The following is a 16,431-nucleotide window of genomic DNA, read 5'->3' as shown; positions in this document are numbered from 1 at the left end:
CATAACTAATGGTTACCACAGGCTAGCTGATAAAATCTAGCACACCCACTGAATTAGCAAAGACAAATAAAATACCTAATGGTGCAACAAAACGCAGTAATACCATGACTAGACTAAATTGCCACGGCGCTAAACTAAACTCGCTTTTAACAACTTCAGTTTTAATTATCCAACCCGCAAATACCGATATCAATAACCCACCTAGCGGTAACAATATATTCGCCGTTAAATAATCAAGGGCATCAAAAATATTACCGCCCATGAAACCAAAATTAATTTGCGCCCATTCACTTCCTGCTAATGAGCCAATCGTACCCAAACTCAATAGCCAAATGCCACTACCAGCAATAATCGCAGCTTTAACACGTGTTAAACCTTGGCGCTCTACTAAGTATGCCGCAGCAGACTCCAGTAATGCAATTGCCGATGTAAAGGCCGCGAAGACCACCATGATAAAGAATAATGTTCCAACAAAATCACCCATTGGCATAGAGCCAAACGCGATTGGTAACGACTGAACAATGGACCCACCGGCACTTGGCTCTAGACCATGTGCAAAAACAATTGGGTAAATAGCGAGACCAGCAATCAATGCCACAACCGTATCTGCTATAGCTATCATAATTGATGTTTTAGCGATAGAGACACCTTCGGGTAAATATGCACCATAAACCATCATAATACCTGAGGCCAAACTTAACGTGAAAAATGCATGTCCCAGTGCGACTAATACACCTTTGATCGTTAGCTTAGAAAAGTCGACATCAAACATAAAAGCAAAGGCAGATGCAAAATCACCGACAATCGCGGAATAGCACATAATACAAATAAGCAGTACTAACAGTGCAGGCATTAAGTAAGTTACCGCTGTTTCTAGACCATCTTTAACACCTTTTGATATAACATAAACAACGGCAACCACCGTTAATGTCGTCCAAATAAGCAGTTGTGGAATACTGCTAACTAGATTACCAAAAAGCGTGCCGATAGCTTCTGCATGTGTCGTGCTATTGGCAGCAGCGGCACTAAATTCACCAGTACCCGCATATAAAACATAGGCAGCAGCCCAACCCGCAATAACCACATAAAAGCTAAGAATTAAAAAGCCTGCTAACACGCCCATTGAGCCTATCACAGACCAGTGTGAAGAGTGCCCTGACTCAACCGACACCATCGCAGCAGCATTGGCTGGTGTAGAGCGACCACGTTTACCAATAGCCACTTCGGCCATCATCACGGGGATACCGATAAAGAGGATACAAAGTAGATAAACGAGAACGAATGCGCCACCACCATTTTCGCCCATAATATAGGGAAACTTCCATAAATTGCCTAAACCAACCGCAGCGCCAGTTGCTGCTAATATGTATGCGTATCTGCTTGACCAGCGATTGGAAACGTGTGTTTCTGTATGCATTTATAATATTCCATTTATAATGTAAAACATAACAATAGCAATTTGTAGGCCAGAAATAAAATTATTTATTTTACAAATAGACAACAGGCACAAAACATTTCCTACAACGATTTTAAAGTAACAAACAGTCTATTTAAGATTCATTATCAAAAGGAAACGCACCAAAAAAGATCATAAACATTAAAAATATGGTGCATTCAGGTTAATCTGTAAACTGAGGGATAAAAGGAAGAAGAAAAACGCGGTAATAAATAGTACCGCGTTATATTGCCAAAATTACATTCACATACAAGATTAATTTAAATTTTTAATCTCTTTCTTATAATGCTCTTTTGCCTTCGTTGATCCAGCTCTTTGTGCCTCTTCAACTAAACTCCAGGCGCGAGCTAGATTATCTTCTTTTACTGCAATAGTGATTTGCTTAAGATAAAAGGCTTCGGTATCGGGCAATATTGTCGGTATAGCCGTAGGCTGAGCAACTATATCGGATTTACTTTCAACGACACTTGTACCAACAGTCTGAGGAAGAGGATCAATTGCTGTTTTCTTCACTGATAAAGTTACATTATCATGCTCCGCACTTTTAATACCACTTTCACCAGTAGTCGGCAAAACAGCTGGAGCGGCAAAAAATACATTGCTAATTTTAACGTTCAAATGACCTAATGCGGAATTTTTTGCATAGAATTTTTTCATATCTTCAGGTTGCATACCTAAAGCAATGTCATAATCATTACGAGGATTTGGTAGCTCAGTTTTACTATCCAGTAGCTCATTGCGAGTGTAAACCACAATATAACGGATTTTTGTAGCCAATTCCTCTGAAAATTCACGCTTCATCCGCAGGTATTCATCAGTAATTAACTCATGACTATTCATTTGGGCTACTTTTTGCAAGTTTTCATCTAAAAACAGTACACTAGGCACAAATACACTTCGTCCAATTAAACTTTCTAATTCAAAGGTAAATTGATTCAATGACGATGATAACATGAGTGGAGCAACATAGGATTTTCCCTCAGGAAAATTAACTACGGGTGACTTCTCTGTAATATCAACTTGAATAGTATTTTCCAATGGCGCTAATTGAAATGGTAAATTTTTCAAGGCAACAGGAAGTGCCTGTCCAATCTTAATTTTGCAGTAATTTCATGCTGACCTGAAAACTGAGAATCCCAAGTACGGAATGGGTTATTGACATCAAACACTCCGCCACTAGAAGAGCAGCCAGCAAGTAATGCTGCTGCGAGAAAACACCCTAACTTTTTCAAAATATAATCCTTTAAATTAAAAAGGGCAGCGAATTAAATTCGTTGCCCTTGAAGCTTAAGTTTTAGCTAGAGTGGAAGATAAAACGACTTACCACCAAGCTTCAACCATTGCCCCAACCTTATTAGTGTCATCAGACTTGTTATTAACATGTTTTGTTGAACCTGTTACAGCATAGAAGCGTACTACAGGGCGAGACCACATAAAGTGACCTAGTTGGAAATTTTGTGATAATGTCACTTTCCAAGCAGTACTATCATTATCGGAGTTATCAACTTGGGAATATTGATAACCAGCTTCTAAAGCAGTTGCCATATATTCATTCCAACTAATTTGTGGGCGTACCGTGGCGTTATATTCCATTTGATCATCAAATTTTGCATCACCACAACCTTCATCATCTTTACAATCGGTATATAGATACGCAGCGGCATATTCCATTGAAGCCATTTCGGTGAAGTCAACGGCACCATTTAAGAACAACATATAACCAGCCGCTTCGTGATCTGCGTTACCCCCAATTGTCCAACCCGCTGCATTTGCACCAGATAACGCAAGAGAATCAGTTTCATAACGGGCAGAAAGTTGGAACCAACCATTTGATAAACTATGGTGATACCCCGTATAGAATTGCATTGCTGTATCATTTTTAATATCTTGATCGTCAGCAATATTACCAGATAAACCAGCGAAGGTAGTACGGAATTTCAACTTGCCGCTCTCACCGACTTTAATATCATGTAGATGTAATAGAATTGCACTGATATTACCATCATTTTGATTTGAACTAAGAGCACCATTACCACCTTGGATCCAACCTGCATCAAATTTAGCCCAACCAAAATCAAGGTTATCAACACCAGCACCGGCACCATCGCCACTCATCATAAAGTAATCGTTTAAGCCAGTTTGTTCACGTCCATAGAAGCGTTTCCCCCCATACATATGCTTCTGGTTGCGATTCAAAAATCCCTTTACCACCACCATAGAATTGTTTGACTTGAACATCTGCGCTACGCCAGCCTTCATCGATTTTAATGCTGCCATCTTCATTTTGCTCCGCAGTAGTCGATGTAGCAAACCCAGGAGTGTCAAGCATGACTTTCATGTCAAATGTTGCTTTATCTACAACGAAGTCCTGGGAGAGTGCCCACTCCATCCAGTTGCCTTCGTTACCTAAACGGCCGACACCATTTATCTTTGAGTTATCAGCTTGAATGCCATAGATAGTATCGTCAGAAGCTTCTGATGCATATCGACCATAACCTGAAAAATTTGGAGTTCCTGCAAAGGAAGTAACAGAAGTTGCAGTACACGCAAGTGCAACAGCAATTGTAAGCGCTTTCATTTTCATAGTGTAATTTCCATATAATATAATTGTCAATGTTACTTTTTAGTTAAACTAATTAATAATAAACTACCATTTATCAATAATTAACAAAGATAATATAGATTAATTACTGACTTTTCTGTGAAGTAAATCAACACATAAGAAAGCGCTTACATCAAAGATCACATTTTTAATCCTATACACACCATGTTCGATATTAACAAATTATAAAAGGCAGAGTAATTACCTACAAAAAAACAATACGAAGTAAGGCTAAAATAAAGCTAAAACTTAGGATAAATACAATAGGATGGATATCTAACATAACGACTACTTTTATTAACTTTTGCTATCAATGCGCCCTTTTTCTATTTAGGCTTACCCTTTTATACAAAATCTCGATGTAGAATAACTATACTTCAATTATTTGCTTAGCATCTCGGTACTATTTTTCCTTGCTGACTCTGTATCTTGAAGTATCATGGGCATATAGATCACAAATAAAAATACAACAGTTTAGCAATCATAAGGCCTATTATCTCACTTATCATAAACAATGGTAATTATCGTTAATTTGATCCAAGCAATAGGACACTTTCACCTTTCCCCCATTACGATGGCTACATAGCTGAGCTCAGTGATCAGAGTTGCAAGTGAAATATAAACTTTCAGTTATTTTAATAACTAATTATGAATCAAAAAAAAGCCCCATGTCATCGATATAACACAGGGCCTTTTATCAACAAAAAATGGGTTCTATTTCTGCTGATTCATATATTTAAAGAAGTCAGAGTCAGGACTTAACACCATCACGTCATCTTTACTAGCAAAACTCTTTTTATAGGCTTCCATGCTACGAAGAAAAGCAAAAAATTCTGCGTCTTGTTGGTAAGATTCTGCGTAAATTTTAGAAGAAATAGCATCTCCATTACCCCGTATTTCAGCCGCCTCTTTATTTGCCTGCGATAACATGACAGATACTTTACGGTCAATATTAGCACGGATCACCTCAGATTTTTCTTGTCCTTGTGAACGGTGCTCTTTTGCCACCGCGAGTCGCTCAGCACGCATACGTTTATAAATACTCGAGCTTACCTCTTCTGGTAAGTTGATTTTTTTAATTCGTACATCAACAACTTTAATACCAAGTTCACTTGAGCGAGCCATGCGCTTAAGCGCTGTTTCCATCACTTCACCACGCTTACCAGAGACAATATCTTTAATGGTATGAGAACCAATTTCATTACGCAATCCATTGTTAATTTTACGTTTTAACAATGCTTCTGCCTGTAATTTATTGCCGCCTGTTGCTAAGTAATAAACAGCAAGATCTTCAATTTGCCATTTTACATAGGAGTCAATAATCAGATCTTTTTTCTCAGAAGTAACAAAACGGTCAGCTTGATCGTCAAGTGTTTGGATACGCGTATCCATAGTTCTTACTGAATCAATGAAAGGGACTTTAAAATGTAATCCAGGTGCAAAAACCAGTGGCACACCTTCAGCATCACGTTTCACTTTGCTAAATTGCATTACGATACCGTGGTGACCTTCAGATACAACAAACGCACTACTAAGAAAGCCTAAAACGAGCAAAACAGGTAGTATTAATAATTTATTCATTAGTATTCTCTCCCCGTGCTACGGCTACTGTTATGTAGGCGACTATCTTTTGATGAAGAACGCTCATCTAAGCCAGCTTTTTCATCTGCTCGAGAACGAGTTTCTATTTCTGAAACGACTTTTTGTTTGACTGTGCTAGCACCACTATTAGTCATTAATTTATCAAGTGGTAAAAAGGTCAAATTGCCACCTGAATTATTATCAATTAATACTTTAGAGCTATTTTCCAACACGGACTCCATTGCTTCAAGGTATAAACGTTGACGGGTTACCTGTGGGTTTATTTTATATTCAGGTAATAATTTATTAAATTTAGCAACATCACCTTGCGCTTTTAAAATAATCCCCTGTTTATAAGCCTCAGCTTGCTGTTCAATACGTTTAACTTGACCACGCGCGATAGGCTCCCTTTCTCTTTCGTAAGCTTCAGCTTCACGAATGAAACGCTCTTCATCCTCTTGTGCTGCAATCGCATCATCAAAGGCATCTTTAACCTGCTCGGGTGGACGCGTTTGTTGCAAATTCACATCAACAATTTCAATGCCCATATCATACGGAGCAATGATATTATCTAATCCTTCCCAAGTCTCTTGACGAACCACTTCACGACCTGTCGTTAATGTATCATCCATGCTTGAATGACCAACAACAAAACGTAATGCGCTATCAAGTGCTTGCAATAAGCTATTATCCGCATTAGTTACACTAAATAGGTATTTTTCCGGTGCGATGATGCGATATTGAACTTCCATAGATACTTGTACAATATTTTCGTCTTCAGTCAACATGAAACCGCTGGTTGGCATGGTACGAAATGCTTCAACATTAATGGGAATAACGTTATCAATAAATTTAGGGTTCCAATGCAAACCAGGCTCTACTTGAGAATGATAAGCACCAAAACGTAGTACAACACCTCGATCAGATTCTTGGATGGTATACCAGCCGCTAGCAAACCAAACGACCGACAGTACAGCGGCAATAGCAATAGCAAGAAACTTACCCCCACCACTTTGACCACCTCTAGTCGGTGGTTTTTTACCAAATAATCCCCCCAGAGTATCACCTAACTTTTTGAAAACCACATCAAGGTCAGGGGGACCCTGATCTTTATTCTTCTCATCATTTTTCCACGGGTCTTGATATTTATCTTTTCCCGGTTCGTTCCAAGCCATATTTAGCTCCCGATTTAGTAACACAAACAAATTATTAAGCCAATGTAACAATGTTCTATCAAATAATAAAGAAAACATGACATATTATGTAACATTCACGTTTATTTACTCTCAATTATATACGCTTCAAGGTCATCACCTTGCTGTTTTAACAAGCGAGACCACTCAACATTATTGATACGGATATCTAAAATGCAATCACCATTTTCCGCATAGGATTCATTAACAATACATTCTAATTGATAAAATAGCGCTCGTAATTTTCCCTGCTTAGGGGGAATAGCTAATTTAAGCACGCGGATCTGCTTAGATAATAGCATTTTTAATGCGACAAAGAGTAAATCAGTGCCAATTCCACTTTGTGCCGATAACCAAACACGCAGCGGTTTTTCTTGATCATCAAAATCGATATGCGGTTGAACATCTTCCAATGCATCAATTTTATTCATAATCATTAATTGTGGCACCTCACCGGCATCAATATCGGCCAAAACGCTCTGCACGGCATCAATGTTATCTCGATAATTTTCATCGGAACAGTCAACCACATGTAAAAGCAATGTTGCTTCACGCGTCTCTTGTAGGGTGGCTTTAAATGCTGCAACCAAATCATGTGGCAGATGGCGAATAAAACCGACGGTATCGGCTAAAATACAATTCCCCACATCTTCAACATCAATTTTACGTAGTGTTGGATCGAGTGTTGCAAATAACTGATCCGCGGCATAAACAGTCGCACCGGTAATCTCATTGAACAGCGTGGATTTCCCTGCATTGGTATAGCCAACTAAAGAAATAGTTGGAATTTCATTACGTTGCCGTGCACGTCTACCTTGATCGCGCTGTTTTTCAACCTTCGATAAACGCAACTTAATGGTACTAATTCTGGCACGTAACAAGCGCCTATCGGTTTCTAATTGTGTTTCACCAGGCCCACGCAAACCTATTCCGCCTTTTTGCCGCTCAAGATGAGTCCAACCACGAATAAGACGTGTTGCAAGGTGCCTTAATTGAGCAAGCTCAACTTGTAATTTACCTTCATAAGTCCGAGCACGCTGAGCAAATATATCCAATATAAGTGCCGTTCATCAAGTACCAGACATTCACAAAGTGCTTCTAAATTACGTTGTTGAGCGGGTGATAGAGCATGATTAAAAATAACCACATCGGCCTCTAAGGCCCTCACTGTATCGGCTATCTCTTGCGCTTTGCCTGTTCCAACAAAAAAACGTGCATGGGGAGATTTACGCGCACCAGTTACCGTTGCAACGGCATTAGCACCAGCTGAACTTGCTAACAACTTTAGCTCATCAATATCCTCTTTTTTATTATCATCGGAAAATGTGATGTGCACCAAAATAGCCTGTTCACCGGCTTCGTAACGATCAAACAAATGGAGCTCCAAAATAAGAAAAATACAAAAAATAAGTCTTCATCTTACCACAAGCAGAGGAAAGGTCAGAAAAAATAGCGTTTATAATGGCTTGCACAAAGACAAGCCAAAACAGAATAATTGCAGAAAGATTAAATGGCTATTCAACATGAGGAATGGGTGGCACGGGACGTGATGGCACGACCGTTGAAATAGCATGTTTATAAACCATCTGACTTACGGTATTTTTTAGCAATATAACAAACTGATCAAAAGATTCAATTTGCCCTTGTAATTTAATACCATTTACCAAATAGATAGCAACTGGAATACGCTCTTTGCGTAAAGTATTTAAAAACGGATCCTGTAATGATTGCCCTTTAGCCATTTTTTATTCCCTATTATTGTTATTAATTAGCTAGTGGATGAAGTATAAACAATGAACAAATAAAAACTGATTTAATCAGCCAAAATTTTGATCTGTAACACTTTCTAATATCAGGATACTCAATTTTATATAGTTCATCGCTTTTCTAAGGATTGTTTAAAAATGCAATTAATCCGCCCTCTTCACCTTTAATAAACCATTAACGACAAGCTTAATTAGCTGCGCCTATAACACGGCTTTTATAATATCAAAATTTTCTTCGCTGCCACTTTCTAACCAAGTAACATCTTGCCAACCCCGCAGCCAGGTCATTTGCCTCTTAGCTAGCTGCCGTGTCGCCACGACACCACGGAAAACCATCTCCTCATAATCCATCTTCCCTTCTATATACTCCCACATTTGTCGATAACCAACACAACGCATCGATGGTAGATCTAAATGTAAGTCTCCACAATCAAATAATGCCCGTACCTCCTGTTCAAATCCTGCCGCTAACATCATTTGAAAACGCTGTTCAATACGTTGATGCAGCGCTATTTTTTCACTTGGGGCTATCGCAAATTGCTTTATTTGATAAGGAATAGGGTCATTTTTTATTGCCGTTAACGCGGTTAGACTTTTACCGGAGATGCGGTACACCTCAAGCGCTCGCGATAAACGTTGTGGATCGTTAACATGAATGCGCGCAGCAGAAACGGGGTCGATTTCTCGTAACTGATCATGCATCGCTTGCCAACCTTGTTGCTCTGCTTGCGCTTCAATTTCAGCCCTAATAACATGATCTGCACTCGGTAAAAGTGATAAGCCATCAAGTAATGCTTTATAGTAAAGCATCGTGCCCCCCACTAATAAGGGTGTATTACCACGTTCACAAATAGCCTTCATTAAACGCAAGGCATCTTCACGGAAATCTCCCGCAGAATAAGCTTCAAGTGGATCAAGAATATTAACCAATGCATGGGGGGCTTGTTGCAACTCAGCAGCGGTTGGTTTGGCAGTACCAATATCCATACCTTTATAAATTAGCGCTGAATCGACACTAATAATTTCACAATGGCACTGCTGTGCAAGTTTGATTGCTAAATCAGTTTTTCCAGAGGCCGTCGGCCCCATCAAAAAAATAGCGGTCGGATTTTTATTCATTTGCAAAACCTTGCAATAAGAGGGATAAATCGGGTTCAACAAACAGCCTCGCTTGCTGATTATTAAGTTCATCAGTGAATGAGTCGACCAATAAATCAAGTAGTTGCTGAGCAGATTGTTCTGTCCAAATATTTTCTTTTAACTGGTTATTTTCTAATGTCTCTACTAAAAAACAACAAAACTCATGAACTTCTATCTCATTTAGTGCTGCTTGATATCTATTAAGGTGGCTAAACAAAATCGGTAAAATTTTACCAATAGGAGCTTGCCTAAGCAGTGCAGGGACTTTACTCACTATTAATTTCTTACCTTGAACTTTAAAAGTAAAACCTAAACGATGAAACAAAATTTGAAAATTATCGATGATGTGACGATCCTTTTCATTAAGTTCAATACGTACGGGCAATAACAGGGGTTGTGCAATCACCTCTCCATTATTCCAGGCTGAAAATAATTGCGACTGCTTCACCATCCGCTGCGCACGCGATAATGACAAAACCAGTAATGGCGCATCGCTATCTAACCATGCTTGCTTTGCATTCAATTTAACTAATAGGTATTCGCCAGCAAACAGAGTGACGATGCTAAACACCTTCACTGATGAAGATGGTTGACCAGCTGAGAAGGAGGTAGAAATTACGGGGTGCGCTTCACTAACAAAACTACAGTAAGCATCAACCTGATTGCGATCCAGTGGTTGTTTTGAATAACTTGATGAATAAGCGGAGCTTTGTCGTGGAGAGTATGTCGCTGTATCTATTTGTGCTGGCTCGCTGTCCTCATTATCAAATGAAGAATCGTGATAGTCATGTGACGCTCTTTTTTCTTCGCGCGGTTCGTATTCGTCATTATTATTGAGTAATGGCTGGGTTAACGTGTCAGCTAATGTGCTAACAATAAAATCATGTACCCAACGTGCTTGATGAAAACGAACTTCATGCTTAGCGGGATGAACATTTACGTCGACTTCACTCGGATCGCACTCAATATAAATAACATATCCTGCAAATTTTCCTTCAGGTAAAAGAGTAGCATAGGACTGTTTGATGGCATGAGTGATCAATTTATCACGGATCATCCGTCCATTAATATAGCAATATTGTACATCATTAAGTAGTCGAGCAGCGCTCGGATCTGAGATCCAACCGGATACTTTCAAGGTGTTGTCACTATTTTGAAAATATAATGCATTCTGTACAAAATTTTCACTACATATCGCAGCGAGTCGTTTCTCTTTTTGCCTATCAGTTTGCGCGCCTCGATACTGACGAACCACCTTACCGTTATGCTTGAGGGTAAAGGCAATATCAAAATAACTTAAGGCAATACGGCGAATAACCTCATCAATATGCTGAAATTCTGTCTTCTCTGTTTTTAAAAATCGACGTCGTGCAGGCGTATTAAAAAACAGATCTAAGACTTCTACGGTTGTCCCTTGTGGATGTGCAGTAGGCTGAATATGCACCTGCATATCTCGCCCTTCGGCTACGGCTTGCCATGCCTGATCTTGTTCTACAGGCCTAGAGGTAAAAGTCAAACGAGAAACCGAACTTACACTGGCTAAAGCCTCGCCACGGAATCCAAGACTGACAATGGCCTCTAAATCATCTAAATGGCTAATTTTACTTGTCGCATGACGACTTAATGCTAGCGTAAGCTGGTCTTTATCAACACCATTGCCATTATCTTTAACGCGAATGCATTTAGCACCGCCCTTATCGATCTCAATTTCGATACTTGTCGCACCAGCATCCAAACTATTTTCAACTAGCTCTTTAACAACAGAGGCAGGACGTTCAACGACTTCGCCAGCGGCTATTTGATTAGCCAATCGCGCAGGTAAAATTTGTATAGGCATCAGTAACCTTATCCCTAGAAAATTTAAGTGACTGGAATTGTTAATACTTGTCCAATTTTCAGTGAATTAGATCTTAGTTTATTGGTTATTTTTAACGCTTGAGTTGTCGTACCATAACGTTTTGCAATAACCGATAAAGACTCACCTGGCTGTACTTTATGGGTACTTATCTGTTTACTTGCAATTTTAGCGGCTTGAGCAGGCGTTGGAATTTTTATTTTTTGACCAATGCGCAGGGAAGTTGAACGCAAATCATTATGATTTTTTAACGTCTCTACACTGCTATCATATTTCGCGGCAATGACAGACAGAGACTCACCACGCTGCACTTGGTGAACTTGCTCTTTGATTACCACGGGCGCCACAGGCTGCACGGTTGTCACGGCTACCGAGCCTGCTGGGATCTTAATTTTTTGACCAATACGCAGGGAGGTTGAACGCAAATCATTATGATTTTTTAGCGTCTCTACACTGCTATCATATTTCGCGGCAATAACAGAAAGTGACTCACCACGCTGCACTTGGTGAATTTGCTCTTTTGCCACGGGCGCAACAGGCTGCACGGTTGTCACTGCTACTGAGCCTGCAGGGATCTTAATTTTTTGACCAATACGCAGGGAGGTTGAACGCAAATCATTATGATTTTTTAGCGTTTCGACACTGCTATCATATTTCGCGGCAATGACAGACAGAGACTCACCTCGTTGCACTTGGTGAACTTGCTCTTTGATTACCACGGGCGTCACAGGCTGCACGGTTGTCACGGCTACCGAGCCTGCTGGGATCTTAATTTTTTGACCAATACGCAGGGAGGTTGAACGCAAATCATTATGATTTTTTAGCGTCTCGACACTGCTATCATATTTCGCGGCAATAACAGAAAGTGACTCACCACGCTGCACTTGGTGAACTTGCTCTTTGATTACCACGGGCGCAACAGGCTGCACGGTTGTCACGGCTACCGAGCCTGCAGGGATCTTAATTTTTTGGCCAATGCGCAGGGAGGTTGAACGCAAATCATTATGATTTTTTAGCGTCTCGACACTGCTATCATATTTCGCGGCAATGACAGACAGAGACTCACCTCGTTGCACTTGGTGAACTTGCTCTTTGATTACCACGGGCGCCACAGGCTGCACGGTTGTCACGGCTGCTGAGCCTGCTGGGATCTTAATTTTTTGACCAATGCGCAGGGAGGTTGAACGCAAATCATTATGATTTTTTAGCGTCTCGACACTGCTATCATATTTCGCGGCAATGACAGACAGAGACTCACCACGCTGCACTTGGTGAACTTGCTCTTTGATTACCACGGGCGCAACAAGCTGCACGGTTGTCACGGCTGCTGAGCCTGCTGGGATCTTGATTTTTTGACCAATACGCAGGGAGGTTGAACGCAAATCATTATGATTTTTTAGCGTCTCGACACTGCTATCATATTTTGCGGCAATAACAGAAAGTGACTCACCACGCTGCACTTGGTGAACTTGCTCTTTTTGCACAGGAGTACTGGCAACAGTAACAGGTAGCTCTTCTATTATCAGGTGGTAGTTGGGTGGAATTTTTATGACTTGACCAATACGCAACGAAGTTGACTTCAAACCGTTATAGCTCTGTAAACTTGTACTTGAAACACCGTAGCGTTGTGCAAGCAGCGATAATGATTCCCCACTACGAACGGTATGTTTAATTGCGCGCTTTTTCTGAGCGAATAAGGTGCCCTGGGGTGGAGACTCTTTAAAGTGTTTATAAATACCTTGGAACACGGCACTGGCAATCTTATTTTGGTGTTCAGCTTGGTTAAGTAAGCGCTCTTCGGTTCGGTTCGTTATAAACCCAGCTTCCACTAGAATGGAAGGTATATCTGGTGATTTAAGGACTGCAAGGCTCGCATGAACAGGTTTCCCCTTATGTAACTTGGTCACTTTTTTAAGCTCAGTAACAACCAAATCACCAACTTTATAACCTACATCCATGGCATTTCCCATAGACATATCTAAGAACATCTCCGTTAAAAATGGAACACTACTAGATTCTTCAATCAACCCACCTGTACCGCCTAACAATTCTGAATGAGCTTCATGTTTTTCCATCCAACGACCAAGTTCAGTATTCGCTCGACGGTTTGATAAAACCCAAACCGAAGCCCCCCGAGGACTACTAGAAGTAAATCCATCGGCATGAATAGAAACGAGAAAATCCGCTTTTCCTTTCCTCGCTATCGCAGAACGTTTATTCAAATCAACAAAATAGTCCCCCGTGCGAATCAAAAATGCGCTCATCCCCTTTTGACGGTTAATATGAGCTTGTAAACGTTTGGATATTTCTAGGGTAATTTTTTTTTCATAGGTCGATTTGCCTAGCGCACCGGGATCATCACCACCATGCCCTGCATCAATAGCAATTATAATATCACGCCCTATAACAGCTGGTGGTGCAACAGCTTTATTTTCTGCGACAGCGGGTTTGCTTTTATTTGCATCAGCTTGGTGTGGTAAATCCAGGACCAAACGGTGTCCGTAAGGTTTAGCAGGAGGTAGGGTGAATACTTTCGCGCGACTCTCTTTATTAAGGTCAATCACTAAACGGTAGGTACCCTTTTTACCACTGGCACTTTCTCGCACATTGTTAATTAGCGGGCCTTTATTTACTATTTTCTTTAAATTAACCTGACTACGTGCATTGTTAATATCAATAACGACACGATCTGGTTTTGTTAAATAATGAATATCATAGTCAGGTTTCGCCGTGAGGTCTAAAACAACACGCGTATTATCCGGAGAAGGCCATGAACGAACGCCCTTTAATTGATTTTCTTGCGCAGCGTTGGCGAGGTTATTTATGCCCTGTAGAGAGATAAACAATAGCAATGCGAAACGCAGCAAGAGAGCGGTATGAGATCTCATAATTTATTTAACACCTGATCGCCCTTGGCATTATTTGCACGTAACTCAACAATGCGTTGCTGACCAACATAAGTAAGTGTTAAATCGATATCTGCTTGAGGCAAAATGCCTTCTCCGCGCTCAGACCATTCAACTAAACAATGGCTGTTATCAGCAAAATAGTCACGGATCCCCATAAATTCAAGCTCTTCAGGATCGCCGAGTCTATATAAATCAAAATGATAAACGTTCCAATTCTCTAATTGATAGGGCTCAACCAATGTATAAGTTGGACTTTTTACATTCCCCTTATGCCCAAGCCCTTGAATAAAGCCACGTGTTAAGGTGGTTTTACCCGCACCTAAATCACCATGTAAATAGATGCATATTGGTTCATGACAGGCGGCACTTAATCGTCTGCCAAATACGACGGTCTGCTCTGCATCTTGTAATTTTTCTGTAAATAATTCAGACATTTTGGATTAACTAACTTCTTAATATAAGGGAATAGGTCACTGGCTAATAAACCACGTTGTTCATAACGTGCAGCTAAATCGCCCGCTTCACCATGAAGACATACGGCTAACTGTACGGCAACTAACGGATTCAAACCTTGTGCTAACAGAGCAACTATAATACCAGAAAGTAAGTCTCCCATGCCACCACTTGCCATCCCCGGATTGCCTACATTAGCCACATAGATATGCTGATGGTCACAAATTAGACTACCCGCACCTTTTAAAATAACAATGCCGCCAAAACGACGCTGTATTTTACGCACAGCGGCAAAGCGATCCGCTTCAATATCCTGCACCGTACAGGCAAGTAATTTAGCCGCTTCGCCAGGATGGGGAGTTAACACCCAATTATTTTTATAAAGGTTATTTTCGGCTAATAAATTTAAGGCATCGGCATCGACCACACAGGGTAACTCAGACATTGTGATTAATTTAAACAGCTGTTGCGCCCATACATCTTGCCCCAAACCGGGACCAATAACGAGGTGTGTTGGCCAATCCATGAAATTTTTTTGTTGTTCTTGGATTATTACCATTAATTCAGGGCAGCCAATATTAATGTAGCCTTGATTTTCCACTCGCGTTAATATTTTAACCAAGCCAGCACCGCTTCGCAATGCCGCTTCACCCGCTAGTCGTACTGCGCCAGACATACCTAAATTTCCACCAACCAGCAATACTCGTCCAAACATTCCCTTATGACAATAACGGCTTCTAGGTAATAAATGAACACATAACTCTTGATAACCAATACGACTCACCTCACTGCTCGCCAACTTACTAAATTGAGCAGAAATACCCAATCCAGTGAAATAAATTTGCCCACAGTAATCATTTGCATGGCCAGTAAAGAGCCCCTGTTTTAATCCCACAAAACTGACCGTTGCCTGCGCCTTGACGGCATGGCTATGCAGTGTTCCACAATTAGCATCTAAACCAGAGGGAAGATCAACACTCAACACCGCGATGGAACTCTCATTAATTTGCTCAATCAAGATTTGGTATTCAGGACGAAGCTCACCAGTAAAGCCCGTCCCCAATAATGCATCGACCAGCAGATCGGCACGCGAAAAATCGGCTTCTGTTACCGACTCTATGCAACCACCAGCAGCAAGCCAACTATCTCGAGCGATTGCTGCATCACCACGAAGATCATAACTTGAGCCCATTTGACATAATTGCACCGACAATCCAGCCTGCTTCGCAAGCTGCGCCAATATATATCCATCACCACCGTTATTGCCCTTACCCGTGAAGATGAGAATCTGTTTAGCATCACAAAAATGCATTTTTAACACCGCCAAACAAGCTTCTCCTGCCCGTTGCATTAGGCCATAAAGTGTAACTCCCGATAACATCGCTGCTTTACTTTCAAAGATCTTAATCTGCTGAGAGTGATATAATGTCTGTGGTAAACTAGCTCGCGTTTTTATCTGCTCTGAATACATTTTAT

13 protein-coding genes and 1 pseudogene are annotated in these 16,431 nt (G+C 40.6%); all 14 read right to left on the bottom strand.

Annotated elements, in window-relative coordinates:
* Positions 1 to 22 precede the first annotated feature (22 nt).
* A complete protein-coding gene (locus tag AB1A03_RS04690) occupies positions 23 to 1,417 on the bottom strand; it encodes a sodium-dependent transporter (protein ID WP_354623398.1) in 1,395 nt (464 codons plus the stop codon).
* Between the two features lie 294 nt (positions 1,418 to 1,711).
* The gene (locus AB1A03_RS04685) at positions 1,712 to 2,524 is read right to left on the bottom strand and encodes a MalM family protein (protein ID WP_354623397.1); all 813 of its coding nucleotides are present in this window, start codon (positions 2,522 to 2,524) and stop codon (positions 1,712 to 1,714) included.
* Positions 2,521 to 2,688: a hypothetical protein gene (locus AB1A03_RS04680; RefSeq protein WP_354623396.1), complete on the bottom strand. Its 168-nt coding sequence runs from the start codon at positions 2,686 to 2,688 to the stop codon at positions 2,521 to 2,523. Before AB1A03_RS04680 ends, AB1A03_RS04685 begins: the two co-directional genes overlap by 4 nt.
* A gap of 88 nt (positions 2,689 to 2,776) precedes the next feature.
* On the bottom strand, positions 2,777 to 3,652 hold the full coding sequence (locus AB1A03_RS04675) for a carbohydrate porin (RefSeq protein WP_354623395.1): 876 nt from the start codon (positions 3,650 to 3,652) through the stop codon (positions 2,777 to 2,779).
* Complete coding sequence (locus tag AB1A03_RS04670) at positions 3,600 to 4,034, bottom strand: carbohydrate porin (protein WP_354623394.1); 435 nt, start codon at positions 4,032 to 4,034, stop codon at positions 3,600 to 3,602. The genes AB1A03_RS04675 and AB1A03_RS04670 overlap by 53 nt, the downstream gene beginning before the upstream one ends.
* Positions 4,035 to 4,772: 738 nt before the next feature.
* Positions 4,773 to 5,639, bottom strand: coding sequence for a protease modulator HflC (gene hflC, locus AB1A03_RS04665; RefSeq protein WP_354623393.1), 867 nt, complete (start codon positions 5,637 to 5,639; stop codon positions 4,773 to 4,775).
* The gene (hflK, locus tag AB1A03_RS04660) at positions 5,639 to 6,814 is read right to left on the bottom strand and encodes an FtsH protease activity modulator HflK (RefSeq protein WP_354623392.1); all 1,176 of its coding nucleotides are present in this window, start codon (positions 6,812 to 6,814) and stop codon (positions 5,639 to 5,641) included. Before hflK ends, hflC begins: the two co-directional genes overlap by 1 nt.
* 101 nt (positions 6,815 to 6,915) lie before the next feature.
* Positions 6,916 to 8,207: pseudogene (gene hflX / locus AB1A03_RS04655) on the bottom strand (ribosome rescue GTPase HflX).
* Between the two features lie 139 nt (positions 8,208 to 8,346).
* Positions 8,347 to 8,574, bottom strand: coding sequence for an RNA chaperone Hfq (gene hfq, locus AB1A03_RS04650; protein ID WP_354623391.1), 228 nt, complete (start codon positions 8,572 to 8,574; stop codon positions 8,347 to 8,349).
* Positions 8,575 to 8,799: 225 nt separating this feature from the next.
* Complete coding sequence (miaA, locus tag AB1A03_RS04645; RefSeq protein WP_354623390.1) at positions 8,800 to 9,717, bottom strand: tRNA (adenosine(37)-N6)-dimethylallyltransferase MiaA; 918 nt, start codon at positions 9,715 to 9,717, stop codon at positions 8,800 to 8,802.
* Positions 9,710 to 11,575: a DNA mismatch repair endonuclease MutL gene (gene mutL, locus AB1A03_RS04640; RefSeq protein ID WP_354623389.1), complete on the bottom strand. Its 1,866-nt coding sequence runs from the start codon at positions 11,573 to 11,575 to the stop codon at positions 9,710 to 9,712. The genes miaA and mutL overlap by 8 nt, the downstream gene beginning before the upstream one ends.
* Before the next feature lie 23 nt (positions 11,576 to 11,598).
* Entirely contained in the window at positions 11,599 to 14,481 is a 2,883-nt protein-coding gene (locus tag AB1A03_RS04635; protein ID WP_354623388.1) for a LysM peptidoglycan-binding domain-containing protein, read from the bottom strand.
* Positions 14,478 to 14,936 carry a tRNA (adenosine(37)-N6)-threonylcarbamoyltransferase complex ATPase subunit type 1 TsaE gene (gene tsaE, locus AB1A03_RS04630; protein ID WP_354623387.1) on the bottom strand — a complete coding sequence of 153 codons (459 nt, stop codon included), beginning with the start codon at positions 14,934 to 14,936 and terminating at the stop codon, positions 14,478 to 14,480. Before tsaE ends, AB1A03_RS04635 begins: the two co-directional genes overlap by 4 nt.
* A complete protein-coding gene (locus tag AB1A03_RS04625) occupies positions 14,870 to 16,426 on the bottom strand; it encodes an NAD(P)H-hydrate dehydratase (RefSeq protein WP_354623386.1) in 1,557 nt (518 codons plus the stop codon). The genes tsaE and AB1A03_RS04625 overlap by 67 nt, the downstream gene beginning before the upstream one ends.
* Between the last annotated feature and the right edge of the window lie 5 nt (positions 16,427 to 16,431).

The sequence above is a fragment of the Psychromonas sp. MME2 genome, assembly GCF_040566515.1.
Lineage (GTDB): Bacteria > Pseudomonadota > Gammaproteobacteria > Enterobacterales > Psychromonadaceae > Psychromonas.
The sequence above is the reverse complement of the archived record's forward strand: the minus strand, read 5'-3'. Positions and strand labels throughout refer to the sequence as shown.

Bases quoted from the DNA above. Each gene is read 5' to 3' on its own strand.
- AB1A03_RS04690 (WP_354623398.1), bottom strand. From the start codon at position 1,417: ATGCATACAGAAACACACGTTTCCAATCGCTGGTCAAGCAGATACGCA.
- AB1A03_RS04670 (WP_354623394.1), bottom strand. From the start codon at position 4,034: ATGAAAGCGCTTACAATTGCTGTTGCACTTGCGTGTACTGCAACTTCT.
- hflC (WP_354623393.1), bottom strand. From the start codon at position 5,639: ATGAATAAATTATTAATACTACCTGTTTTGCTCGTTTTAGGCTTTCTT.
- hflK (WP_354623392.1), bottom strand. From the start codon at position 6,814: ATGGCTTGGAACGAACCGGGAAAAGATAAATATCAAGACCCGTGGAAA.
- hfq (WP_354623391.1), bottom strand. From the start codon at position 8,574: ATGGCTAAAGGGCAATCATTACAGGATCCGTTTTTAAATACTTTACGC.
- miaA (WP_354623390.1), bottom strand. From the start codon at position 9,717: ATGAATAAAAATCCGACCGCTATTTTTTTGATGGGGCCGACGGCCTCT.
- mutL (WP_354623389.1), bottom strand. From the start codon at position 11,575: ATGCCTATACAAATTTTACCTGCGCGATTGGCTAATCAAATAGCCGCT.
- AB1A03_RS04635 (WP_354623388.1), bottom strand. From the start codon at position 14,481: ATGAGATCTCATACCGCTCTCTTGCTGCGTTTCGCATTGCTATTGTTT.
- tsaE (WP_354623387.1), bottom strand. From the start codon at position 14,936: ATGTCTGAATTATTTACAGAAAAATTACAAGATGCAGAGCAGACCGTC.
- AB1A03_RS04625 (WP_354623386.1), bottom strand. From the start codon at position 16,426: ATGTATTCAGAGCAGATAAAAACGCGAGCTAGTTTACCACAGACATTA.